A 22,986-nucleotide genomic window follows, 5' to 3' on the forward strand; every position below is an offset into this window, starting at 1 on the left:
AAACCGAGAGAAAATTTCTCTCGGTTTTTTTATGTAAAAGATTAAATAGCGTCTGTTTATTTAATATTCCGAAATACATACAACATTTCCGTAGCTATTTGTAGATTTATTTCAGTATAAACTGCAGTTTGATTAGATGTGTTGTCAGAAATTTTAGGATCTTCATAAGTTATGGAAAATCGTTTTTCTGCACCTAGAACGGAAGGACAATTGTTATCCACTTGAGAACAAGTCATAACAGCAGCAAAATTTTCCTTAGGGTTAAAAGGATTGTCTAGCGTTTTGGAAAATCCAATAATAGGCATCTCGTTACCCGAGTATTTTATAGCATAGATGGGATTGCTTTCATCTTTTGACAATGTCTCTATGCAAAAACCTACATTACGAAGAGTATCTACTATTTTAGGAAATAGAGCCGTAGCTTCTGTTCCTGCGGAGTAACACTCTATATTATAAACTCCAAAGTAATAAGCCATAGTCTTTGCCCATATTTGACAAAGATGACTTCTGCGAGAGTTATGTGTGCAAATAAAATTAAGCCTAATAGGCTCCCCCTTCCTTTGCTTTTCTGTAATGAAGTCTATAAGAGGTTGTAATATTTTCCTCCTATCTTTGGAAATAGAATCTACCTCTAATTGTTCTATAAACCACTGAACATTAGATAATAAAACATCTTTATTCATTTTTAGCAACATCCTGAGCTAGGGTCACAGCAATTAGTTTTATTCTGAAGCTCTGAAAGTTTTAATTTAGGCTTTTCAGTAGGGATTCCACACTTATCAGGAGCTAGACAATCCGTCTGTTTAGTTGTGAGAACAAAATGCTTTCCTCTAAAATCTAAACCAAACTTCTGAATGCTCTCTCCTTGATACTCTACTTCTATTTCCTCATCTGTAAGTTGTAATTGTTTTTCGGAAAGAGCAATAATATCCAATAATTTTTCAGGGGTCAATCTGTGGTCATAATCTGTTGCCGTCCATAGCTGAAAGTTTACCCACTTTTCCTTTCGTACTGTTCCACCACAATCTATAAAATCTTTGGTAATTTGCCCTACCTCCGTAATATGAAAATGAGGCGGAATAAAATCGCCATTAGGTATTTGAAAATCAATTCTGTCTAGTGTAGCTAGTACTTTTTTAAATTCTGATAATTTCATAATAATTTAATTTTAGTTAATCGCAAATAAACGATAATTGTTATATATTTTTTTATCAATCACAACAAGAGGATTGAATTTTTTTATCAAAAAAATTGAAAAATAAAGATTTGGCAAGATTCCATTTTTCTTCATCTATACAATATTTTATTTTTGGAGGGTTAAGTTCTCCTTTTATAAGCCCTACCCTTTTTAGTTCTTTAAGGTGTTGAGAAATAGTAGATTGTGCCAGTGGGAATATATCTACCAAATCTCCTGTAAAACAAGAATTTTGTTGTTCTAAATAAGATAAGATAGCGATACGAGTAGGATGAGCCAAAGCTTTTGCAAAATCGGCTAGTAGTTCTACATCTCCCGTATAATCAATAGGTTCTAAATTTCTTTTCATAAGTTCATCGCAAATATACGATTATTTTTTAGACTAACAAGAAATTAGATTTATTTTTTACACTCATTTCATATCTACTCAATAAAGACATATATCATATCTTCAATTATTATAAAAAAAGAGAGATGATATAGTTTAAAATCATCTCTCTTTACTTTTTTAAAAGTCTAAATCAGTTTCTATCTATTAAATTCACTAATAAAATGTAGCTTCACATTAGGAAACTTCTCTTGCGTCATTGTAATTGTAAATGAAGAATCTGCTAAGAAAACCAACTGATTGTATTTATCTCTAGCTAAAAAGCGTTGTTTTAACCTTGCAAATTCTTGGAACTCCGCCGACTTCTCATCTGCCTCAACCCAACATGCTTTGTGTATACTTATAGGTTCATAAGAACATTTGGCTCCATACTCGTGTTCTAATCGGTATTGGATAACTTCATACTGTAACGCTCCTACTGTACCTATAATTTTTCTTCCGTTCATTTCTAAAGTAAATAGCTGTGCCACACCTTCGTCCATCAGTTGATCTATACCTTTAGCTAGCTGTTTTGCTTTAAGTGGGTCATTATTATTTATATATCGGAAGTGTTCTGGCGAGAAGCTTGGTATACCTCTAAAGTTAAGTTTTTCTCCAGCCGTTAAAGTATCTCCAATACGGAAGTTACCCGTATCGTGCAAACCTACAATATCTCCTGGGTAACTCTCATCTACCACTTCTTTTTTATCCGCAAAGAAGGCATTAGGAGAAGAAAACTTCATCTTTTTATTTTCTCTTACCAAAAGATAATTTTCATTTCTTTTGAATGTTCCCGAAACAATCTTTACGAAGGCTAAACGGTCTCTGTGCTTAGGGTCCATATTCGCATGGATTTTAAATACAAATCCTGTAAAGTTTTTCTCCTCTGGCTTCACCACCCTCACATCAGACTCTTTAGGCTGCGGCATTGGTGCTATATCTATAAAGGCATCTAGGAGTTCTCTTACTCCAAAATTGTTAAGTGCAGAACCAAAAAATACAGGCTGCTGTTCTCCTTTCATATAAAGCTCTCTATCAAATTCAGGATAAACAGATTCTATAAGTTCCAACTCTTCTCTTAAGGTTTCTGCAGCTTTTGCACCTATCGCATCGTCTATTGCTTTATCTTGAATATCATCAAAAGTAATGCTCTCGCCTACTTTTTGTTTCTTTTCCTCTAAAAACAGTTGGATATTTTTCTCCCAAATATTATAAATCCCTTGAAACTGAGCTCCCATACCTATTGGTAAAGAAAGAGGCACTACACTAAGTCCTAACTTCTGCTCAACCTCATCTAACAAATCAAAGGCATCTTTACCTTCTCTATCCAATTTATTGATGAACACTAACATTGGGATATTTCTCATACGGCATACCTGAACTAGTTTCTCCGTCTGCTCCTCTACCCCTTTAGCTACATCTATCACAACGATTACAGAATCTACCGCTGTAAGAGTTCTATAAGTATCCTCAGCGAAGTCTTTGTGACCTGGTGTATCTAGTATGTTTATTTTGTGATTTCTGTATTCAAATGCTAGTACCGAAGTCGCTACCGATATACCTCTTTGGCGTTCTATCTCCATAAAGTCCGAAGTAGCTCCTTTCTTTATTTTGTTTGATTTTACGGCTCCTGCTTCTTGTATTGCCCCACCAAATAAAAGTAATTTTTCAGTAAGCGTAGTTTTACCCGCATCGGGGTGAGAGATAATCCCAAAGGTTTTTCTTTTTGCTATTTCTTTTTCTAAAGACATTAATAAACTGTTTTTTGAGACTGCAAAAATCGGTATAATTTTTTGATTAGAAAAACGCCTTTCCTAATTTAATCTTTTAATCGTTCACCACAGATTTTACAATATCTAGCATCGTCATCATTATTAGAGTTGCCACAGCGTTCGCAATCGTTATTCTTTCTGGTTCGTAATTTCATTTCGGAAGTTACAATTCCTGTAGGAACCGCTATAATGCTATAACCACAAAGCATCAAAATAACCGATAAAAACTTGCCTAAAGGAGTTACAGGCGATATATCTCCATAGCCTACCGTAGTCAAAGTAACCACCGCCCAATAGATACAAGTAGGAATATCCACAAAACCGTTTTCGCCTCCTTCTATCACATACATTACAGAGCCCAACAATACCACTATAATGATAATGAATAGCATAAATATGTATATCTTACGAGAACTTTTCCTAAGTGCTTGTACAATGTATTGTCCGTCGTGCATATAATCCATCAAATTAAGTACTCTGAAAACCCTTAACATTCTTAGCAGTCGGATAATCATAAAGAACTTAGTCTGTGGAAAAAACAAACTCAAAAAGAACGGTATTATCGATAAAAAATCAATAATCCCCATAAAACTGAAAATGTAATCCTTTTTATTTCTTACAATTACAATTCTCAAGATATATTCTATCGTAAAGAAGATAGAAATTGTCCATTCTATAGCTAGAAGAAGATAATGATATTCCTTTTCTACTGGTCTTAAACTTTCCGAAACAACAGTAAGTGTACTGATTAGAATAAGGACAAGAAGTACAATATCAAAAAGTTTCCCCAATGGCGTATCTGCACCATAAATAATGCGAAATAGCTCTTTCTTCCAACCTTTTTCTGGAACGAGATTATGCTCTTTTTTTATTCTGACCCTATGTATCATAGCCGCTGCGAAAATAACAAATAAATAATAAATTCTTATTTTCGTGGAAAAATAATTCAGTTTTTAAATGAAAATAAAAGAACTAGTAGCAGAACTTAATCGCCTCGTACCCTTCGCACAAGCAGAAAATTTTGACAATGTAGGTCTTCTTTGTGGAAACCCAAAAAGAGAAGTTACAGGCGTTCTTATCTCTCACGATACACTAGAACACATTGTAGATGAAGCCATTGAGAAAAACACCAATGTTATTTTATCATTTCACCCCATTATATTCTCTGGCTTAAAAAGTATCACAGGCAAAAACTATGTGGAAAGAAGTGTGATGAAAGCCCTAGAAAACAAAATTGCCATTATTGCCATACACACCGCTCTGGATAACGATTTTATGGGCGTTAATCATAGAGTTGGAAAAGAACTAGGATTAAAGAACCTTAAAACTTTAATGCCTAAGAATCATGATTTGCAACAGCTTTCCGTCTATGTACCTAAAGACTACGAAGAGAAAGTAAAAGAGGCTTTATTCTCGGCTGGAGCAGGAAGCATTGGCTTTTATAACGAGTGTAGTTTTAATATCAAAGGAACAGGCACCTTTAAACCCCAAGAAGGTTCTCAACCATTTATAGGACAACAAGGCACAAGGGAAAGCGTAGAGGAAACTTTAATCTCCGTTATTTTTGAAAAGTATAAAAAGAACGCCATCATTTCAGCGATGAAAACAGCTCACCCATACGAAGAAGTGGCTTATCAAATCTATAACCTTGAAAATAAAAATCAATATCTAGGTTTAGGTCAATATGGTGAGTTTGAAACCGAAATCTCCGAAGAAGACTTTTTAAATTTAGTAAAGAAAACTTTTGGATTACAAGTCATTAGACACAGCCAAAAACTCAATAAACCTATCCGAAAAGTAGCAATGCTAGGCGGAAGCGGTGCTGATGGTATTAAAGCCGCACTTGCCAACAGATGTGATGCTTATCTAACGGCTGACCTTAAATACCACGACTTTTTCCAAGCGGAAAATCAATTATTGTTATGCGATATAGGACACTTTGAGTCTGAACAATTTATCATACAACAATTATTTGAACTTTTATCAGAAAATTTTACTAAATTTGCAACCTTGAAAACCACTCAAAGTACTAACCCTGTAAATTACTTTATATAAAGATATGGCTAAGAAAACAAACGACATTTCTGTAGAAGAGAAACTAAGAGCATTGTATGATTTACAATTTATAGACTCTCGTTTAGACGAAATTAGAAATACAAGAGGTGAACTTCCTATTGAAGTAGAAGATTTGGAGATAGAAATAGAAGGTTTAGGAAAAAGAGCCGAAAAGTTTGCTACCGAAATTAAAGAGCAAGAAGTTGAAATAAAAAATAAAAAAGAACTCATCTCTCACGCACAAGGGCTTATAGAGAAATATAAATCTCAACAAGACAATGTAAGAAACAACAAAGAGTTTGAAGCTCTAGCTAAAGAAATAGAATATCAGGAACTAGAAATCCAATTAGCAGAGAAAAAAATTAAAGAGTTTGGTGCTAAAAAAGACCACAAAACAGAATCTTTAAACAATCTAGAAGCTAAAATTGAAGAATTACAAAGCCACCTTACTTTCAAAAAGAACGAACTAGAAAGCCTCATCGCAGAAACTCAAAAAGAAGAAGAGTTTTTACTAGAAAAATCTCAAGAGTTTGCAGATAAGATAGACCAAAGGCTTCTAGCATCTTACCAAAGAATTAGAAAAGGGTCTTCTAACGGTCTTGCAGTGGTAGGTATAGAGAGAGGAGCTCCTAAGGGGTCTTACTTTACTATCCCACCACAGAAGCAGATGGAAATTGCTCAAAGAAAAAAGATTATTATAGATGAGCATTCTGGTAAAATCTTAGTAGATGACGATTTGGTGATTGAGGAAACAGAAAAAATGAAGGAAATAATCAAATTCTAAGAAAATAAATTTTATCTGTCCGCTCTTTTTAGAGCGGATTTTTTTATTTTTGAGCTTTACTTAACCTATAATGCTTAATTTATGATAAACTTAAAACAAAAAATGCTGGCTGTGGCGACCAGTCTCCCGATGCTCGTCAGTGCTCAAAATCTTATGACACCAGAGAAATTGTGGACGCTTAAAAGAATGAGCGTTCAGGTAGTTGCACCAGACCAATCGGGGCTAATCTATAAAGTAGGACAAACCGACTTAAAGACAGAAAAAACCAATTCCGAAAACTACTTTCTCAACTTAAAAAACAATCTTTCGTCTAAAGTTAATTTTAACGGAAAAAGCATCTTCCAATGGGATAAGAATGGCATCTATGCCACGGAAGGTAAGCAGATATTCCTTTCAAAAGACCAAGGTAAAACGTGGAGTTCATTCTATACCCTACCTGATGATGCCGATAATGTTATCATCTCTCCCAACGGAAAAAAGATAGCTTACAGCAAAGAAGTGCTTGTAGAAAAGGTGCTTGGCAAAGAGAAATATAATGATGTACCTAATACAACGGCTCATGTTTACTCTGACCTTAACCACCGCCATTGGGATTACTTTAACCAAGGAAGATACAACCATATTTTTGTGATAGATTTGGACAAAAATAGCTCTCCTAAAGATTTACTAGAAGGTAAAAAGTGGGACAGTCCACAAAGGCCTTTTGGAGGAGCAGAAGATTTTGTATTCAGCCCTGATTCCTCTCAATTATTATTTGTAATGAAACCTTTGGAGGGAGCGGAATATGCCAAATCTACCAATACAGATATTTTCTCTTATCATTTTGATAGCGAAACTATAAAGAACCTTACCGAAGCTAACAAAGGCTATGATGTAAGCCCTAAATTCAGTCCTGATGGCAATTACCTTACTTGGTTAAGTATGGCGAGAGACGGCTACGAGGCAGATAAAAACGACCTCAAAATAATGGATTGGAAAACAGGAGTAATAACCAACCTTACCAAAGATTGGGACGAGTCTGTTACTGGAGATTTCTTTTGGAGCCAAAACAATCAGTTGCTTTACTTTACAGCAGCTTACAGAGGTACCAAACAGCTTTTTAGCATCAGTCCTAAATCTAAAAAGGTAACTAAAATCACCGAAGGAACTTTTGATGTAAACGATATTATCACAGAAACCAAAAACCAACTTTTAGTTACTAGAACAGACATCAACCACAACGCCGACTTATTCTCCGTAAACACCAAAAACGGAGCGATGAAGCAAGTTACCGAAGTTAATAAAGAGGTGTACCAAAACATCGCCACTTCTAAATCTGAGCTTAGAATGGTAAAAACTTCGGACGGCAAAGAGATGGGCGTATGGTTTCACTACCCACCAAACTTCGACCCTAACAAAAAATATCCTGCACTACTCTATTGTCAGGGAGGTCCACAATCTGCATTAACGCAATATTTTTCGCTTAGATGGAACTTTGCACTAATGACAGCTAACGGCTATATTGTTATAGCTCCTAACAGAAGAGGTATGCAAGGCTGGGGTGTAGAATGGAACGAAGCTATTTCTAAAGATTGGGGTGGACAGCCTATGAGAGATTACCTTTCTGCTACAGATTACGCTAAAACACTTCCATTTGTAGATGGAGACAGAATAGCTGCCGTAGGGGCTAGTTATGGTGGTTACAGTGTATTGATGCTGGCAGGGATACACCAAAACAGATTTAAGACCTTTATTTCTCACAACGGTCTATTTGATATGAAATCTTGGTATCTTAATACTGAGGAACTTTGGTTTGCGAACTGGGATTTGGGTGGTTCTCCTTACGACAACCCTCTACCAAGAGCTTATACAGAGTTTAATCCGAGTAACTATGTCCAAAATTGGAACAAGCCTATGATGATTATACAAGGGCACAAAGATTACCGAGTGCCTTATGAGCAGGGTCAAGGTGCTTTCCAAGCGGCAAGACTAAAAGGACTAAAAGCCAAACTACTCTACTACCCTAATGAAAACCATTGGGTTCTAAAACCTCACAACGGTTTAGTATGGCAAAGAGAGTTCTTTGATTGGTTAAAAGAAACGCTTTAGGATACTAACATAGTATATAATAATAAGGATAGGTTTATAAGCCTATCCTTTATTTTTTTTAATCAACTGAATTAAAAGTGTTTTACATTACAATAATTTGAAAATATCAAATCTTCATTTCGGGAAAGAGCTTTGCTAAGGCGGGGCTAAGAAGCACGAAACCTTCTATAAACACGAACCTGAGCAAAAACCATTTTCGCTTTTGTAAGATTACAAAAAATTGAATTTTTTGTGACTAAAAATTACAAAATTTTCAATGCTAGAGAGCTTTACCTCCGATGTTGCAAAACCGATGTTGTCTGCAGTGTTTTTATTTCTCTGATTTTACATCAATGTTTATCGCAGGAACAATACTTGCAGGAAATTTTCTCCATTTTTCAACAAAGCTTCTCTTATATGAACTTCCTAAAAAACCTGCGCTAATAAAAAAACTCCCTGAAAAATTTCTGTCAAGTGGTTGAAAACTAACGAAGATTTTACCTTTAAACCATATATTTTTATCAGAAACATCCAATGTAAAGACATTGTTTTTAACATTTTCATTCTCAATAGAAAATAAAATATCTTCTGAATTTAGAATTTTATCAGGCTTTCCTTCTGACTCAGAATAAATAATAAATCTTGCAGGCATCGGTTTGTTAATCTCAAACTTTGCAAAATTAATATTGATTTTAGTAATTTTAGATTTTGAATTTGATTGAATGGGCACTGCAATTTCCGCTTGTGGTTTTTCCAATTCTTCAACAGTATATTTTTTTATTGCTGTTTGAGAATTTCTTGAGAGATAATCTATATGTATGCTTTTTGACCGAGAATTATAACCTAAATTCTTTGCAACATACTTTTTGCTAGAAATTATAACTTCTTCAACATTTACAAATCTTGGATTTAAAGCAATTTTTGTAGAGTTAAGTTTTATAAGATTTTTCACAGTATTTTCATAAGTTTGAAAACCTGCAATCTCAATTTTGACCTTCAAGTTTATATCAACATTTGTAAAGTCTATTTTGAAATTTCCTTTCTCATCGCTAAAAGTTCCTTTCTCAATGTTTTCAAACCCAATTTTGGCGTAAGAAATCGGAGAATTATCCTCACTTGAAATTAAAGTTCCTGAAATTACTTGACAAAAATGCAAATTCGCAATAAAGACTAGGAGTAGGAAAAAAAAATTCTTCATGTGTTTATGATAAGTAATAGGTTGATTTTATAAGTATTTTTCTTTTATGTGGTCGTTTTGGTAACATTGCAGACGACAATTCTGTTTATGCAAAATAAAATCTTAAGCTATCTCAAAAATACGGCTTTCTTCATTGATGTTTTTTACTACGGCTTCCGTTCGTTCTTTATGGGTATCTGTAATGAATATCTGTCCAAAATGTTCTTTGTTCACTAATTCTATAAGTTGAGCCACACGGCGGTCGTCCAACTTATCAAATATATCGTCTAACAGCAACAGTGGAGTCTTCCCTGTAATTTCTTTAATACGGTTGATTTGAGCCAACTTTAACGCAATTAGAAACGACTTCTGTTGCCCTTGAGAACCAATTTTCTTTATCAAATCCCCACTCATTTCAAAACGGAGTTCATCTTTATGAATCCCTTTAGAAGTGTAGGTAAGCACTCGGTCTTTTTCTACATTTTGAGATAGAACTTCTGCCATTGTTTGCTCTTCCAAATCCGATTGGTAAACAATATTAACCTCCTCTTTACCATTAGAAATCATATTATAAAAATGCAAAAAAGTAGGCAGTAGTTGTGTGATAAACAGGTTCCTCTTTTCAAAAATCACCCCTGCATATTGGCACAAAGGCTCATCATAAATCTCTAGCGAATCTTTATCAAAATATCTATTTTTAGCGAAAGACTTTAGTAAGGCATTTCTTTGTTTAAGTGCTTTTTGGTATTGCATAATAGAGTGCAAATACTCTGCATCTACCTGCGAAATCATTGCATCTAAAAATCGTCTTCTGCTCTCCCCAGAATCAGAGATAAGATTGGCATCATAGGGAGAAATCATCACACTTGGCAAAAACCCAATATGGTCTGACAAACGAGCGTAAGACTTATCGTTCTTCTTTACCAACTTTTTAGCGTCTTTGCTTTGGATAATTTTTAATATCGTTTCTTTTTCGCCATCATCCACCACCGCCTCTAAAGTAAAGAAGTCTTCCCCCGTAAAAATATTATTAACATCAGAATTTCCTAGAAAACTTTTCCCTACGGACAAGTAGTGCAAAGCGTCTAAAATATTGGTCTTCCCTGCCCCATTATTCCCTACGAAACTATTGATTTCGGAAGAAAAATCAAATACTCGCTCTTGATGATTTTTGAAATTTGTTAAATATAATTTTTTGATAATCATTACTGAAAAATTAGCCAAAAATACTCCAATAAAATCAGAAATAAAAACGGAAGCCCACAACAAGTTTCTACCCACAAAGAAAAATACCAATCAGGCTTACTTTCAGACGCACCATAAACCAAAGCTGAAGCCACCACAATAGCTCCACCAAACGCCACCGCATAAAGTGTATTAAAATAAATAAATGACAGCCCTCCGCTAAAGATTAGTAAAATATAAGCCAGTTTTTTAGTCGCCGCTACGCCTATAAACTTAGGGAATGTTATCACTTTATCACTGGATTTATCTCGTATATCAAAAGGTAATACCAATGCCGAAACATAAAGAAAACTCACAAAAAAAATAGCTCCATCTATTTTAGGTAAAAACAACCAAGCACTTACCAAAGCCCAACTCAACCCCACATAAAATATCTTTAGTAATGGTATTTTTCGAACAAAAGTATTCAAAAAACGAGAGTTATAAGCCAAGCCAAGCGATAAAATCGTAAGCCATTTCAATAGAACATCAACACTATAAAAAGACAAAATCAGCATTATGCCGAGTGCAAAACTAACTGCATTAACTACTAATATTCTACCAATGATTGGCTTTCTATATTGATATTTAGTATATAGATAACCATTAAAATAAGTGAGAAAAACCAAACTCAATAGCTCAACTGAAATCTGAACTTTGGTATTATTGACAAAAAAGACAGTCAGAGCTGTTCCCATTACGGAAACATAAATCTGACTGTCTATAATATATTTTTTAAATTGTGTAAAAATGATTTTACTCTTAGTTTTTGGAGTTCAGTTTTTTATATTTAAACCACGCCGCTAAAGAAATGGTAATCATACTCGCCCCTGTAATATAAACCCACGCTGGTACAGGGATAGGGTCTCCTGCCGCATAAGAGTGTAACCCTGAAAGATAGTAATTAACCCCAAAATAAGTCATAATAACCGAACTAAAAGCAAACATCGTTACCATATGAAAGGCATAACGCCCTCTAAGCCCTGGCACCAAACGCATATGTAATACAAAAGCATATACCATAACCGATATAAATGCCCAAGTTTCTTTAGGGTCCCAAGACCAATATCTTCCCCAAGATTCGTTAGCCCAAACTCCACCTAAAAAAGTCCCTATCGTAAGTGCAAAAAGCCCTATCGTAAGCGACATTTCCGAAACGGCAGTAAGCTCTTTTATCGTGGTATCATTATGTTCTTGGAAAGTAGCTTTACTAGAAACAATGTAAAACAACAGTACCATAATTCCTATAATAAAGGACAACGCAAAGAATCCGTAACTAGAGGTAATAATAGCCACATGTATTACTAACCAATAAGATTTAAGCACTGGCACTAAAGGTGTAATTTGCGGGTCTAGACTTACCGCACCATGAGCAAAGCCCATCAGCAATACCGCCACTAAGAAACCTGCCGAAGGTATCAAAGCATTATTATTTCTGTAAAGTAATAACCCTGCACTAATGCCTACCCAAGAAATAAACATAATCGCCTCATAACCGTTACTCCAAGGTGCGTGTCCTGAAATGTACCATCTGATACCCAGCCCCACAAGATGCACAAGGTAGCCCAATATCCCTGCAGCTAAAATCACTTTAATGACTTTATGTAGCCAACGATTGGGTTTAAATAATTCTATAAAACCAAGTACCAATAATAATGCAGCAACAACACTATAAAAAATCATCAACTTAAAGTTGAGGTCAAGTTTGTTCATTAAAATTTCTAAGTCTATCTTGGTTTGAGGCGGCATCACATTTTTACCCCATTTTGCTTGATAACTCTTTACTTTATCTAGTTCCTTATCAGCAGTTGCCCACTTATCGCTTTGTGTAGCCATCAGTACCGAAGAAAGGTAAGGACCTAACACCTCCTGTGCATTAGTATCTATTTGGAAGTTAGCGTCCATTACAGAATTCCATTTGTGGTTAGGGTCGTTCTGTACTGGTATCACACGGAAATATTGCCAAGACATTAGGGCATTCATCACTTGTACTTTATCATTAAGTTTGATAACTGCTTGGTCGTACTTAGATTGTTCGGCTGGCTTTTTGTTAAAAGCCTCATTGTAATCATCTTCTAAAACAAAACGAAGATTACCAAACTTATCCGCTGGGAAAAGATTTACAAGACTAGTATAACCCTCATCGTTCGCCTTGGTTTTTTTCTTTAATTCCTCCCCTACTTTCCCTCTAGTCTCTACCTTAATAATATGTACTTGTGCCCAAAACATTGGGTCTATAGTCGCTGACAAAAACCACTGGTTAGCATCTAGTTGTTTAAAAGATTCTTTACCCGTAAGTTTTCTTAAAATATCTAGTGCTTGTGTATTTACTGGCTGTATTCTCCCATCATAACTCTGCACTAACAAAGAACCAAATTTCTCTGCGTGAGCCTTATCTATATTGATGTGCTGTACCATATCATCGGCAGAAAGCACTTTTTGAGCAGGCACTTTGCCTGCTGATGTTTTTGGTTGTGCTTGTAGAAGACCAAAACTCAACATCAGTAATAATACTCCTAACGCTTTTTTCTTACTAATATCTTTTAGCATTTTATTTAAAGACCAAAAACGAGTTCCTCTCCAAAACAGAGTAATAAACATTGCAATAAACATAAGTGTATAGCCTATATAGGTAATAAGTGTTCCCCAATAGTCGTGATTAACCGATAGTACCGTACCGTGTCTATCTGGGTCAAAACTAGATTGGAAGAAACGGTATCCACGATAATTAAGTACATTATTCATATAAATTTTGTATGGTGTCTGCTTACCATTATCTATAATCTGAACGTGGCTCTCATAAGCAGACGGCGAAGAACTCCCTGGGTAAGTTTCCATCACAAAGTCGTCTAATTTCAATGCAAATGGCGTAGTGTAAACTTTAGCACCAAACCCCAACATCATATTCATACCATCTAACGAAATTTGTTTTACCAAGTTAGGATTACCTTCCTGTACTTGTAGGCTAACTTGCTGCTTAGTTTTAGGACCTTCTACCTCTAGTAAAAGCTCATCAGGTATATTTTTATCCTTCTTTTTATCTCCAGAATAAGATACTATTTCGCCTCTTTTTAGTCCTTCAGGCACTACAATTCTCATTTGGTTAATCGTATATAAACTTCTAAGAGATAACGGCGTGTACTCATCTTTAGGAGATGCCCCCACTTCTTGACTCGTCATTACCATATAAGTAGCATCTACAGGAGTTTTAATGTAAAGTTTCCCGTCTTGTTTTTTAAACTCCACCGCCCCATCTATCGGTCTGTTATAAGTTACTAATGTACCACCGATATTTTTAACCTCTCCTTCTGACAGATAATACTCTAACCTTCCTGCATCGTCTGTGGTTACAAAATGAAGATACTCTTTACCATTAGGCATTACCTTTATACTGTCCTTCTTTCTAGGCGTGTAAGCCAACTGCTTTACTTTTATTTTTTTACCATTAAAGTCGTAAGCCGCTTTAAAGTAATGATTGGTAACTTTAGACCAAAAAGGTACTTCTGGCGTCATCAAGAACGGAATATCCTTATAATTAAGCACTTCTCCTTTTTCTTCTATTTGAATTTTAAAGAAATTCTTGCTAGTTACTATTTCGTTAGAAGTTTCCCCCTCACGAATGTGCATCGTCCCTTCGTAACTGATATATCTAGTAATAGCACCTCCTATAAACAACAAAATAAATGATAAATGGAAAACCAATAAAGGCCACTTTTCTCGTTTCCATAAGCGATACCTACCGATATTGCCTATAAAATTGATGATAAGCAAAAACATAATTGCCTCGAACCATTTAGACTCATAGATAAAAGCCTTTGCCGTAGGCGTGCCATAATCGTTTTCCATAAAAGTGGCATACGCCATAGATAAAGCATAAACCAACAGCAACACCGCCATAGTACGGGTGGATACAAGAATATTTTGGATTTTTTTCATAATAATTTAATCATCAATAATGAAAAGTTTCATCATTAGCTCCGCAAAAATAAGGAGGATATTTTAAATAAAAGAATATACCTAGATAGTTTTTGTAAATTATGATATTCAGAGAAATACAATATTCAATTCCCTAAATCTAAATATTTTTTCTAAAAATTCTCTAAACTCAACTGAAATATAACATTTTGCAAAATAACATCGCCCTAATAAAGTCTAAGTACCTCCATAAGTTTCTCATAATCATCCCCCTGACCAAATCTGCTAGTAGTTGCCTTTGTCCCAATAATATCAGATTGCTTGCAGTCAAAACAAATCTTAACAAATCCTATTATTTTTTCATTTTTCTTAAAAATTAAAATATCTCTATAAATAGGTGCACAAGCAAGGGCAACTCCATCTCTTTCTGACTTTTCAACAAATATTTGGTTTATTTTTGAAAAATCCTGAGATTTAATTTCCATCTTCTTAAATCCAATTTGACTCAACTGGTTTGTAAAATTAACTTCTTCTATATTTTTTGGTGTACCCTCTAAAATTAACTTGACTTTAAGCTCATTAAGTTTTGAGTTATCTCGATTTTCTAATAATTCCAATGCATCACTTTCTGAAATATTGGTTTTATAGTATTCAATTTGATCGTAATCAAAAAATAAATTTCCAATTTTTATATCATCTTTTGATTTACGATTATTTTCTTTCATATCATCTTCTAAAACCTCTGGTTTTAACTTAGAATTTTCACATGAAAAAAACACAAAAATTAGGATAACAAAAACTTGATTTAAAATTTTCATTTTTTTACATAAAATTTAATCCAAACATTAAACATACCTTTTTCTAATCTTCTCCTAACAAATCGGGTCTTTTAGTTCTAGTGATTTGTAGTGCTTGTTCGTAACGCCAATCGTCTATTTTAGGAAAATTACCACTCAATAAGACTTCGGGAACTTTCAGCCCTTTGTAATTTTCAGGACGAGTGTAAATAGGTGGAGCTAACAAATCGTCTTGAAAACTATCTGTAAGAGCCGATTGCTCATCGTTAAGAACACCTGGCAATAGCCTTATAACAGCATCTGCCAAGACACAAGCTGCAAGTTCGCCTCCCGTTAAAACAAAATCTCCAATAGAAATTTCTTTAGTAATGTGTAAATCTCTCACTCTTTGGTCTATACCTTTATAATGCCCACACAAAAGAATAAGATTTTCTTTGATAGAAAGTGTATTGGCTATTTTTTGATTAAGAGTTTCTCCATCAGGTGTAAGGTAAATTACCTCGTCGTACTCTCGTTCAGATTTTAGTTTAGAAATGCACAGGTCTATCGGTTCTACCATCATTACCATACCTGCACCGCCGCCGTAAGGCTCGTCATCTACTTGACGATGTTTACCTACGCCCCACTCTCTTAAATGATGGAAATGGACTTCTGCAATACCTTTCTCCATAGCTCTTTTAAGAATAGAAGTCTTAAAAGGACTTTCCATGAGCTCTGGTACTACACTTATAATATCTATTCTCATTGTTCTGTTCTGTTTTTTTTGTTAGGAAGTATAATTAGTCTTAAAGAAGAATCTCCATTAAGGTAACTCCACATCCAGTTGAAAAATATAGCGATTTTATTTCTCACCGAAAGAATCAGCATTAAATGTAAAAACATCCAAAAAAACCATGCAAAAAAGCCCTGAAACTTCATATATGGTAAATCTACCACAGCTCTATGCTTCCCTATCGTTGCCATAGAGCCTTTATCAAAATATTCGTACTCTTTCCAATCGTTTTCGGAGCGTTTGTTTAGATTATCACCTAAGTTTCTTCCTTGATTTATAGCTACATTAGCCACCTGAGGGTGCCCTTGAGGATATTTAGGTGTTTCCATATAAGCAATGTCTCCTATTGCAAATATATTGTTATAACCTTTTACTCTATTGTAGCGGTCTACTCTGTATCTATTGTTGATGATTTGCTCTTCTGATAATCCCTCAATGATATTTCCTGTTACACCAGCTGCCCATATCACATTGTTAGACGGAATTTCTTTACCACTTTTTAGATAAACTTTATTGCCATCGTAGTTTACCACCCTATCATCGCTGATAAATTTAACCCCCAACTTATTAAGATACTCTTCCGATTTATTCTGGGCTTCTTCGCTCATTACCGCCAGCGGCTTTTTGGTAGAACTCACTAAGATTATTTCTAAGTCATTGAAATTCATCTTAGGATAATCTCTAGGTAAAATATCTGCTTTCATTTCCGCAAATGCTCCTGCCAATTCTACCCCCGTAGGACCACTGCCTACAATTACGATATTCCAATTACCATCATCAGACCTCTTTCTTTCTATAATAAGTTTCTCAAAAGTGAGTAAAATATGATTTCTAATACTGATAGCTTCCTGAGTATTTTTCATACCATAACTCAGTTGCTCCATTTGTTCGTTACCAAAAAAATTGGTTCTACATCCTGTGGCTATAATCAGTTTATCATAAGAAAACTCGGAATCTTCTGTAATAATTTTATTTTCTTCGGGAAGTATTTTGGTAACCTCCGTCATTCTGTATTGTATATTTTTAGACTTCTGAAATATCTTTCTAAAAGGAAACGATATGTTGGAAGGCTCTATCCTCCCACATGCTACCTGATAAAATAATGGCTGAAACATATGATGGTTCACTTTATCTATCACCATTACCTTTTTCCTTTTACCATTGAGTTTTCTCGCCAGTTGTAACCCAGCAAAACCGCCTCCTATGATGATTATTTTCTCTCTTGCTTCCACAAAGTCTAAATTTAAAAGTACAAATTTAAAGATTTTAATTACAACTATTCCCCCTACAAGTAATAATAAAAAACTCCTACCCAAAAAGAATTGAGTGGGAGTTTTTTAATTATTATTATGTGATTGACTAAAGTTCTAATCCTCTTCTTTCATCACCTCCTAGCAAGTGCTCCACAGGGTTATCAATAGCTTCTTTTACCGCTACTAAGAAACCTACAGATTCTCTACCATCTATAATTCTGTGGTCATAAGATAGTGCTAGATACATCATTGGACGAATAACTACTTGCCCATCTACTGCTACTGGTCTTTGGATAATGTTGTGCATTCCTAAAATCGCAGATTGAGGTGGATTGATAATCGGTGTTGAAAGCATAGACCCAAATACCCCACCATTAGTGATAGTAAAAGTTCCTCCTGTCATTTCATCTACCGTAATTTTTCCGTTTCTTGCCTTCTCTGCTAATTCCTTAATGCTAGCCTCCACACCACGGAAAGACATTGTTTCTGCATTTCTAAGCACAGGAACCATAAGCCCTTTAGGACCAGATACCGCGACAGAAACATCACAGAAATCATAAGTAATCATTTGATTACCATCTATCATAGAGTTTACCTCTGGATACATTTGTAACGCTCTAGTAACCGCCTTTGTAAAGAAAGACATAAAGCCTAAACCTACACCGTGCTTCACTGCAAACTCCTCTTTATATTGTTTTCTAATTCTGAAAATCTCACTCATATCTACCTCATTGAAAGTAGTAAGCATCGCCGTTTCATTCTTAACAGAAACTAAACGCTGAGCTAATTTTCTTCTCAATGAAGATAATTTAGTTGTCTTAGAAGATCTAGACCCATTAGTAGCAAATACAGAACCCATAGCCGGTACAGAAGCCTGTTCTGCATCTTCTTTAGTAATTCTACCATCTCTACCTGTTCCTTTTACTTGAGATGCATCTACCCCTTTTTCATCTAGAATTTTTTTAGCTGCAGGAGACGGTGTTCCCGTAGCATAAGTTGCAGAATAAGCCTCTTGTTTTGGAGCTTCTGCTTTAACTTCTTCTTTCCTTTCTTCTACTTTAGTAGTCTCTTGCTTAGCTGCACCACCTTCTGGCTTAGCTGCACTCATATCAATTAGACAAACCACTTGTCCTACTTCTACTACATCACCTTCCTCTGCTTTTAACGTAATGATACCACTTTCTTCAGCAGGAAGTTCTAGCGTTGCCTTATCAGAATCTACTTCTGCGATAGGCTGATCTTTTTCTACATAATCACCATCTTGAACTAACCAAGTAGCAATTTCTACTTCTGTAATAGACTCTCCCGGAGAGGGAACTTTCATTTCTAATATTGACATATTGGGGTATTTTTTATTATTCGTTGATTTTTATTTTTAATATTACTCTATTTCTAGATACCAAATGTTTGGTTAATTACATTAGTTTGGTTAATCTCATACTTCTTATGGCTACCTGGTGCTGGCGTTCCACTAGGAACTGGTGCAATTACTTGTACATCGTACTTGCGGAAATTTCTCAAAATATAAGACCAAGCTCCCATATTCTCTGGTTCTTCTTGAACCCACACAAAATCTTTTCTGTTAGAATATTTAGACAACACAGTCTCTATTTTCTCTGAATCCAAAGGATACAACTGCTCCAGCCTTACTAAAGCGACTTTCTCATCTCCTAATTCTTCTTTTTTAGCCAATAAATCGTAGTAAACCTTACCAGAACACATCACTAATCTCTCCACCTTAGAAGCATCAGCCGTAGCATCATCAATCACTGGTTGGAAACTTCCGTTTGCTAACTCTTCCATAGAAGAAATAACCTTAGGGTGTCTTAGTAACGACTTAGGCGTCATTACCACTAACGGTTTTCTAAACGGAAACTTCATTTGCCTTCTCAATAAATGGAAATAATTGGCTGGAACTGTACAATTAGCTACGAAAATATTATTATTAGCACAAAGCGTTAAAAATCTCTCTAACCTAGCCGAAGAGTGTTCTGCACCTTGCCCTTCAGAGCCGTGAGGTAACAACATTACCAAACCATTTTGCAGCTTCCATTTTTCTTCTGCAGCTACCAAATATTGGTCCACAATAATTTGAGCGCCATTCACGAAATCTCCAAACTGTGCTTCCCAAATGGTTAAAGTATCAGGCGATGCCATAGCATAACCATAATCAAACCCTAAAACAGCGTACTCTGATAGTAATGAGTTATAAATATGAAACTGCTGACTTTCGTTGATATGTTGTAATGGTACATATTCCTCCTCTGCATCTTCTGTTTTTACCACTGCATGACGGTGAGAGAAAGTACCTCTCTCCACATCTTCCCCAGAAATTCTCACATTGTAACCTTCTGCAAGAAGCGTAGCATAAGCTAAAAGTTCTGCCATTGCCCAATCTAGCTTATCCTCTTCTATCATTTTTAACCTTTGATCAAAAAGTCTAGTGATTTTTCTTATGAACGCCTTGTCTTTAGGTAAAGAAGACATCTTAACTGCCAACTCTTTTAACTGTTCAGCATTGTATTGAGTTTCTACAGCCTTTAGAACTTTTTGTTTATTTGCAGGGTCTAGATACTTAATCCAAACCTGTTCCATAAATACATCTAAAGTATTTTTTTGAATTTCTTTAGATGCATCAAAATCTTTATCAAGAAGGGTTTTAAATTCTTCCTCCATCTTCTTCAACACTCCTTCAGAAAGCACTCCTTCTTTCTCTAATTTTGCTTTATAGATTTCTCTAGGATTAAGGTGTTTCGCTATGGTATTGTAAAGTTTAGGTTGTGTAAAGCGAGGTTCATCACCTTCGTTATGCCCATATTTTCTATAACCTAACAAATCTATATAAACATCTTTGCCAAACGCTGCTCTATAATCCGCCGCAAATCTAATTGCGTGTACCACTGCTTCTACATCATCTGCATTTACATGCATTACAGGCGAATCTGTTACCTTAGCAATATCTGTACAGTAAGTAGAAGACCTTGCATCTAGATAATTGGTTGTAAACCCTACCTGATTATTAACTACAATATGAACCGTTCCTCCTGTCTTGTAACCGTCTAAAGTCATCATTTGTGCAATCTCATAGACAATCCCTTGTCCTGCAATAGCTGCATCTCCGTGAATAACGATAGGCAATACTTTCTTAAAATTATTACCATAAGTATGGTCTATTTTAGCTCTAGAAATACCTTGTACTAAAGAAGCTACAGTTTCTAAGTGAGACGGGTTAGGCGTTAAATTGATAATTACCTCTTCCCCTGCAGCCGTTTTTATTTTCGTAGTAGAACCTAAGTGATACTTAACATCTCCAGAAAATACATCTTCCTCAAATTCTTTACCTTCAAATTCAGAGAAGATTTGCTTGTATGACTTCCCAAAGATATTGGTTAATACATTAAGCCTCCCTCTGTGTGCCATACCTAAAACCACTTCATCTACACCGTGTTTTGACGAACGACTGATAAGCTGGTCTAAAGCAGGGATTAAAGACTCTCCCCCTTCCAGTGAAAATCTCTTTTGCCCTACGAATTTAGTATGAAGATAGTTTTCAAATGCTACCGCTTGATTGAGCTTAGATAAAATCTGTATTTTTTCGTCTGCCGAAAGTTCTGGGTGATTTTCATTCTTAGAAATCCACTGGCGAATAAATTCTTTCTCCTCTACCTCACGAATATGCATATATTCTATACCAATAGAGTCGCAGTAGATTTGGTCTAAATGACGGATAATGTCTGCCAAAGTAGCTGCTCCCAGCATTCCTGTTTCTGTAGCAGAGTTAAATTTAGTATCTAAATCTGACTTTGATAACCCAAAGTTCTCTATAGATAAATCAGGGAGATAAGTTCTTCTCTCTCTAACAGGGTTAGTTCTAGTAAACAAATGTCCTCTAGTTCTATAAGCCTCTATTAAGTTAAGAACTTTAAACTCCTTTATAATATCATCTGGAACACCTACTTGCTGAGATAAAGAAGACGCACCTACTTTTTCTGTAAAAGAATCGTCTTCACCAAAATTTTCTAGAGCAAAATCAAACCCTTGAAAAAAAGCTTTCCAAGATGGCTCTAAACTATCTGGGTATTTTAAGTACTGCTGGTACATGCTATCTATAAAATCAGCATGTGTTGCATTTAAGAATGAAAATTTATCCATTATGACAGATTTATCTGTTTTTTAATTTAACTTTTTATATGATGCACAAATTTATTAAAAAAAAACGATTCGGAAAACTCCAATAATCAAAGTTTATTTTTTCTTTTATGTCTCTTAAGACGATACTGGTAATGCTATTTTTAGCAATACTGGTTTATTCTCTACAGGTGTTTCTATAAAGACCTCTTGTAATTTACCAGTCCTTAAACTGTCTTCTTCTGCTTTTTTTAATAACTTATTGATAACCGAAACCCTATTAGCATAATCTCCCTTATAATACATCACATACAATCTAGAAGCGTCCTGCATATGATAAGTAAAGTTGTTATCTGTAATCTCTGTTTTTTTAGATAGTGGTATTCCATAAAAATAGCTTACCTCTTTATCTTTATAGCTTTTGGCTTGAGTAATGAGCATAGGAAAACCAAATTCATCTTCTTTTTTACCCAAGTCATTCATCACAAAATTGACTACCTTATGATGATTTTTAACTAAATCTTTAAAATAAATAGTTTTGTTTTTATTCTGAGTATTGGCATTTATTCCTACTAAAATGGCAGCTTCTTGATTTTCTACCATAAGGCTATCATATTTGATATTGGTTAAAATTTCTATTTTATCCACCTTATTACTCAATACTGCTTTTAAATTTCGAAGGCTCTCATCTACCATTCCCTCAAAATTTTCCACTGAAAACAGATTAACATAACGATCTAGAAGTGCTTTCTTTGGTGTGGTTACCATCCATATCAATCTCGTTTTTTCTCCCTTTGGCAAAAATTTAATATCTACTTTGAGAGGTGCATTAGTATCCGCATCAAAAAACTCGTATCTCAGAGTTTTTTCGAAGTTTTCATATCTAATAAATACCATTCCTACCCCTTCTTTAGCATCTACAAAGTTCATAGAACTTCCCTGCCCTTCATAAGGTAGGAAATATTCAAATTTCAATTTAGGATTTTGGGTAAAGTACTGATACCATCTGGTAAGATTCTGAAAGTTACTAAATTGTGGATAAACTTTATCTATGGGATAATCAATCTCTCTTTCTACTTTAAAGGATTTGCTCTCATCAACAAACAACATGGAGACCGCGTAAACACCTGCCAACAGCACCCCTAAAACTAAAACAAACTTCAACCAACGCATGAGATTATTTTTAGATTATTTCACTAGATAGCCCTCTTAAAAGTAGTTTTTTGTGCATGGGCTGAATCAGTTCTAAATCACCTGTTTTCACAGTACATTTGCCTTTATAATGTACCAAGAACGTACATTGTTCTGCCTGTTCTAATGTATGAGCACATACTTCCATAAGAGACTCTATAACGAAATCAAAGGTATTAAAATCATCATTATGCAATACAAGTTTATGCATCGCTTCAGTGGAAGATAAAACGTCAACCTCTTCTTCGTTCTCTTTATTAGGGATATTTTGAAAAACCATTTTCATAGT

At 35.0% G+C, this 22,986-nt stretch carries 19 protein-coding genes; 3 read left to right on the top strand and 16 right to left on the bottom strand.

The annotated features are described in order from the left end of the window. Window positions 1-56: 56 nt before the first annotated feature. From D1J36_RS00310 to D1J36_RS00330, 5 genes are all read right to left on the bottom strand, one after another. On the bottom strand, window positions 57-683 hold the full coding sequence (locus D1J36_RS00310) for a low molecular weight phosphatase family protein (RefSeq protein WP_154136986.1): 627 nt from the start codon (window positions 681-683) through the stop codon (window positions 57-59). Between the two features lie 2 nt (window positions 684-685). After that, window positions 686-1,156 carry a DUF6428 family protein gene (locus tag D1J36_RS00315; RefSeq protein ID WP_154136987.1) on the bottom strand — a complete coding sequence of 157 codons (471 nt, stop codon included), beginning with the start codon at window positions 1,154-1,156 and terminating at the stop codon, window positions 686-688. A gap of 55 nt (window positions 1,157-1,211) precedes the next feature. Continuing rightward, window positions 1,212-1,544, bottom strand: a complete 333-nt coding sequence (locus D1J36_RS00320) for an ArsR/SmtB family transcription factor (protein WP_154136988.1) — start codon at window positions 1,542-1,544, stop codon at window positions 1,212-1,214. 179 nt (window positions 1,545-1,723) lie between these two features. After that, a complete protein-coding gene (locus tag D1J36_RS00325) occupies window positions 1,724-3,313 on the bottom strand; it encodes a peptide chain release factor 3 (protein WP_004919879.1) in 1,590 nt (529 codons plus the stop codon). A gap of 68 nt (window positions 3,314-3,381) precedes the next feature. Further along, window positions 3,382-4,224 (bottom strand): ion transporter, encoded by an 843-nt coding sequence (locus tag D1J36_RS00330; protein ID WP_014938513.1) that lies wholly within the window; start codon window positions 4,222-4,224, stop codon window positions 3,382-3,384. A 67-nt stretch (window positions 4,225-4,291) separates the two neighbouring features. Here D1J36_RS00330 and D1J36_RS00335 point away from each other — a divergent pair, with 67 nt between their 5' ends. The 3 genes from D1J36_RS00335 to D1J36_RS00345 all read left to right on the top strand — a co-directional run bounded on the left by D1J36_RS00335 (window position 4,292) and on the right by D1J36_RS00345 (window position 8,261). After that, the gene (locus tag D1J36_RS00335) at window positions 4,292-5,389 is read left to right on the top strand and encodes a Nif3-like dinuclear metal center hexameric protein (RefSeq protein WP_154136989.1); all 1,098 of its coding nucleotides are present in this window, start codon (window positions 4,292-4,294) and stop codon (window positions 5,387-5,389) included. Window positions 5,390-5,393: 4 nt separating this feature from the next. After that, a complete protein-coding gene (locus D1J36_RS00340) occupies window positions 5,394-6,173 on the top strand; it encodes a zinc ribbon domain-containing protein (RefSeq protein WP_064969394.1) in 780 nt (259 codons plus the stop codon). Between the two features lie 81 nt (window positions 6,174-6,254). Continuing rightward, window positions 6,255-8,261, top strand: coding sequence for a S9 family peptidase (locus D1J36_RS00345; RefSeq protein WP_154136990.1), 2,007 nt, complete (start codon window positions 6,255-6,257; stop codon window positions 8,259-8,261). A gap of 310 nt (window positions 8,262-8,571) precedes the next feature. Here D1J36_RS00345 and D1J36_RS00350 read toward each other — a convergent pair whose 3' ends face one another. The 11 genes from D1J36_RS00350 to D1J36_RS00400 form a co-directional block, all read right to left on the bottom strand. Next, on the bottom strand, window positions 8,572-9,438 hold the full coding sequence (locus D1J36_RS00350) for a carboxypeptidase-like regulatory domain-containing protein (protein WP_252339395.1): 867 nt from the start codon (window positions 9,436-9,438) through the stop codon (window positions 8,572-8,574). Between the two features lie 102 nt (window positions 9,439-9,540). Continuing rightward, a complete protein-coding gene (gene recF / locus D1J36_RS00355; RefSeq protein ID WP_154136991.1) occupies window positions 9,541-10,623 on the bottom strand; it encodes a DNA replication/repair protein RecF in 1,083 nt (360 codons plus the stop codon). Continuing rightward, window positions 10,623-11,339, bottom strand: a complete 717-nt coding sequence (locus tag D1J36_RS00360; RefSeq protein ID WP_154136992.1) for a hypothetical protein — start codon at window positions 11,337-11,339, stop codon at window positions 10,623-10,625. Before D1J36_RS00360 ends, recF begins: the two co-directional genes overlap by 1 nt. Before the next feature lie 64 nt (window positions 11,340-11,403). Then, the gene (gene ccsB, locus D1J36_RS00365) at window positions 11,404-14,577 is read right to left on the bottom strand and encodes a c-type cytochrome biogenesis protein CcsB (RefSeq protein WP_154136993.1); all 3,174 of its coding nucleotides are present in this window, start codon (window positions 14,575-14,577) and stop codon (window positions 11,404-11,406) included. A gap of 206 nt (window positions 14,578-14,783) precedes the next feature. Next, a complete protein-coding gene (locus D1J36_RS00370) occupies window positions 14,784-15,374 on the bottom strand; it encodes a hypothetical protein (RefSeq protein ID WP_154136994.1) in 591 nt (196 codons plus the stop codon). 43 nt (window positions 15,375-15,417) lie between these two features. Further along, window positions 15,418-16,098 (bottom strand): tRNA (guanosine(37)-N1)-methyltransferase TrmD, encoded by a 681-nt coding sequence (gene trmD / locus D1J36_RS00375; RefSeq protein ID WP_004919912.1) that lies wholly within the window; start codon window positions 16,096-16,098, stop codon window positions 15,418-15,420. Continuing rightward, complete coding sequence (locus D1J36_RS00380) at window positions 16,095-17,441, bottom strand: NAD(P)/FAD-dependent oxidoreductase (RefSeq protein WP_154136995.1); 1,347 nt, start codon at window positions 17,439-17,441, stop codon at window positions 16,095-16,097. Before D1J36_RS00380 ends, trmD begins: the two co-directional genes overlap by 4 nt. Before the next feature lie 43 nt (window positions 17,442-17,484). Next, the gene (gene odhB / locus D1J36_RS00385; protein ID WP_154136996.1) at window positions 17,485-18,717 is read right to left on the bottom strand and encodes a 2-oxoglutarate dehydrogenase complex dihydrolipoyllysine-residue succinyltransferase; all 1,233 of its coding nucleotides are present in this window, start codon (window positions 18,715-18,717) and stop codon (window positions 17,485-17,487) included. A gap of 53 nt (window positions 18,718-18,770) precedes the next feature. Then, window positions 18,771-21,530, bottom strand: coding sequence for a 2-oxoglutarate dehydrogenase E1 component (locus D1J36_RS00390; RefSeq protein WP_154136997.1), 2,760 nt, complete (start codon window positions 21,528-21,530; stop codon window positions 18,771-18,773). Between the two features lie 114 nt (window positions 21,531-21,644). Continuing rightward, window positions 21,645-22,679: an SRPBCC family protein gene (locus tag D1J36_RS00395; RefSeq protein WP_154136998.1), complete on the bottom strand. Its 1,035-nt coding sequence runs from the start codon at window positions 22,677-22,679 to the stop codon at window positions 21,645-21,647. Between the two features lie 10 nt (window positions 22,680-22,689). Next, window positions 22,690-22,977: an ATP-dependent Clp protease adaptor ClpS gene (locus tag D1J36_RS00400; protein WP_064968378.1), complete on the bottom strand. Its 288-nt coding sequence runs from the start codon at window positions 22,975-22,977 to the stop codon at window positions 22,690-22,692. Window positions 22,978-22,986 lie beyond the last annotated feature (9 nt).

The organism is Riemerella anatipestifer, from assembly GCF_009670965.2.
Lineage (GTDB): Bacteria > Bacteroidota > Bacteroidia > Flavobacteriales > Weeksellaceae > Riemerella > Riemerella anatipestifer_B.

Excerpts from the sequence above, each read along its gene's own strand:
- D1J36_RS00325 (WP_004919879.1), bottom strand. The coding sequence starts at position 3,313 with ATGTCTTTAGAAAAAGAAATAGCAAAAAGAAAAACCTTTGGGATTATC.
- D1J36_RS00310 (WP_154136986.1), bottom strand. The coding sequence starts at position 683 with ATGAATAAAGATGTTTTATTATCTAATGTTCAGTGGTTTATAGAACAA.
- D1J36_RS00335 (WP_154136989.1), top strand. The coding sequence starts at position 4,292 with ATGAAAATAAAAGAACTAGTAGCAGAACTTAATCGCCTCGTACCCTTC.
- trmD (WP_004919912.1), bottom strand. The coding sequence starts at position 16,098 with ATGAGAATAGATATTATAAGTGTAGTACCAGAGCTCATGGAAAGTCCT.
- D1J36_RS00315 (WP_154136987.1), bottom strand. The coding sequence starts at position 1,156 with ATGAAATTATCAGAATTTAAAAAAGTACTAGCTACACTAGACAGAATT.
- D1J36_RS00360 (WP_154136992.1), bottom strand. The coding sequence starts at position 11,339 with ATGGGAACAGCTCTGACTGTCTTTTTTGTCAATAATACCAAAGTTCAG.
- D1J36_RS00330 (WP_014938513.1), bottom strand. The coding sequence starts at position 4,224 with ATGATACATAGGGTCAGAATAAAAAAAGAGCATAATCTCGTTCCAGAA.
- D1J36_RS00350 (WP_252339395.1), bottom strand. The coding sequence starts at position 9,438 with ATGAAGAATTTTTTTTTCCTACTCCTAGTCTTTATTGCGAATTTGCAT.
- ccsB (WP_154136993.1), bottom strand. The coding sequence starts at position 14,577 with ATGAAAAAAATCCAAAATATTCTTGTATCCACCCGTACTATGGCGGTG.
- odhB (WP_154136996.1), bottom strand. The coding sequence starts at position 18,717 with ATGTCAATATTAGAAATGAAAGTTCCCTCTCCGGGAGAGTCTATTACA.
- recF (WP_154136991.1), bottom strand. The coding sequence starts at position 10,623 with ATGATTATCAAAAAATTATATTTAACAAATTTCAAAAATCATCAAGAG.
- D1J36_RS00370 (WP_154136994.1), bottom strand. The coding sequence starts at position 15,374 with ATGAAAATTTTAAATCAAGTTTTTGTTATCCTAATTTTTGTGTTTTTT.
- D1J36_RS00340 (WP_064969394.1), top strand. The coding sequence starts at position 5,394 with ATGGCTAAGAAAACAAACGACATTTCTGTAGAAGAGAAACTAAGAGCA.
- D1J36_RS00320 (WP_154136988.1), bottom strand. The coding sequence starts at position 1,544 with ATGAAAAGAAATTTAGAACCTATTGATTATACGGGAGATGTAGAACTA.
- D1J36_RS00400 (WP_064968378.1), bottom strand. The coding sequence starts at position 22,977 with ATGGTTTTTCAAAATATCCCTAATAAAGAGAACGAAGAAGAGGTTGAC.
- D1J36_RS00395 (WP_154136998.1), bottom strand. The coding sequence starts at position 22,679 with ATGCGTTGGTTGAAGTTTGTTTTAGTTTTAGGGGTGCTGTTGGCAGGT.
- D1J36_RS00345 (WP_154136990.1), top strand. The coding sequence starts at position 6,255 with ATGATAAACTTAAAACAAAAAATGCTGGCTGTGGCGACCAGTCTCCCG.
- D1J36_RS00390 (WP_154136997.1), bottom strand. The coding sequence starts at position 21,530 with ATGGATAAATTTTCATTCTTAAATGCAACACATGCTGATTTTATAGAT.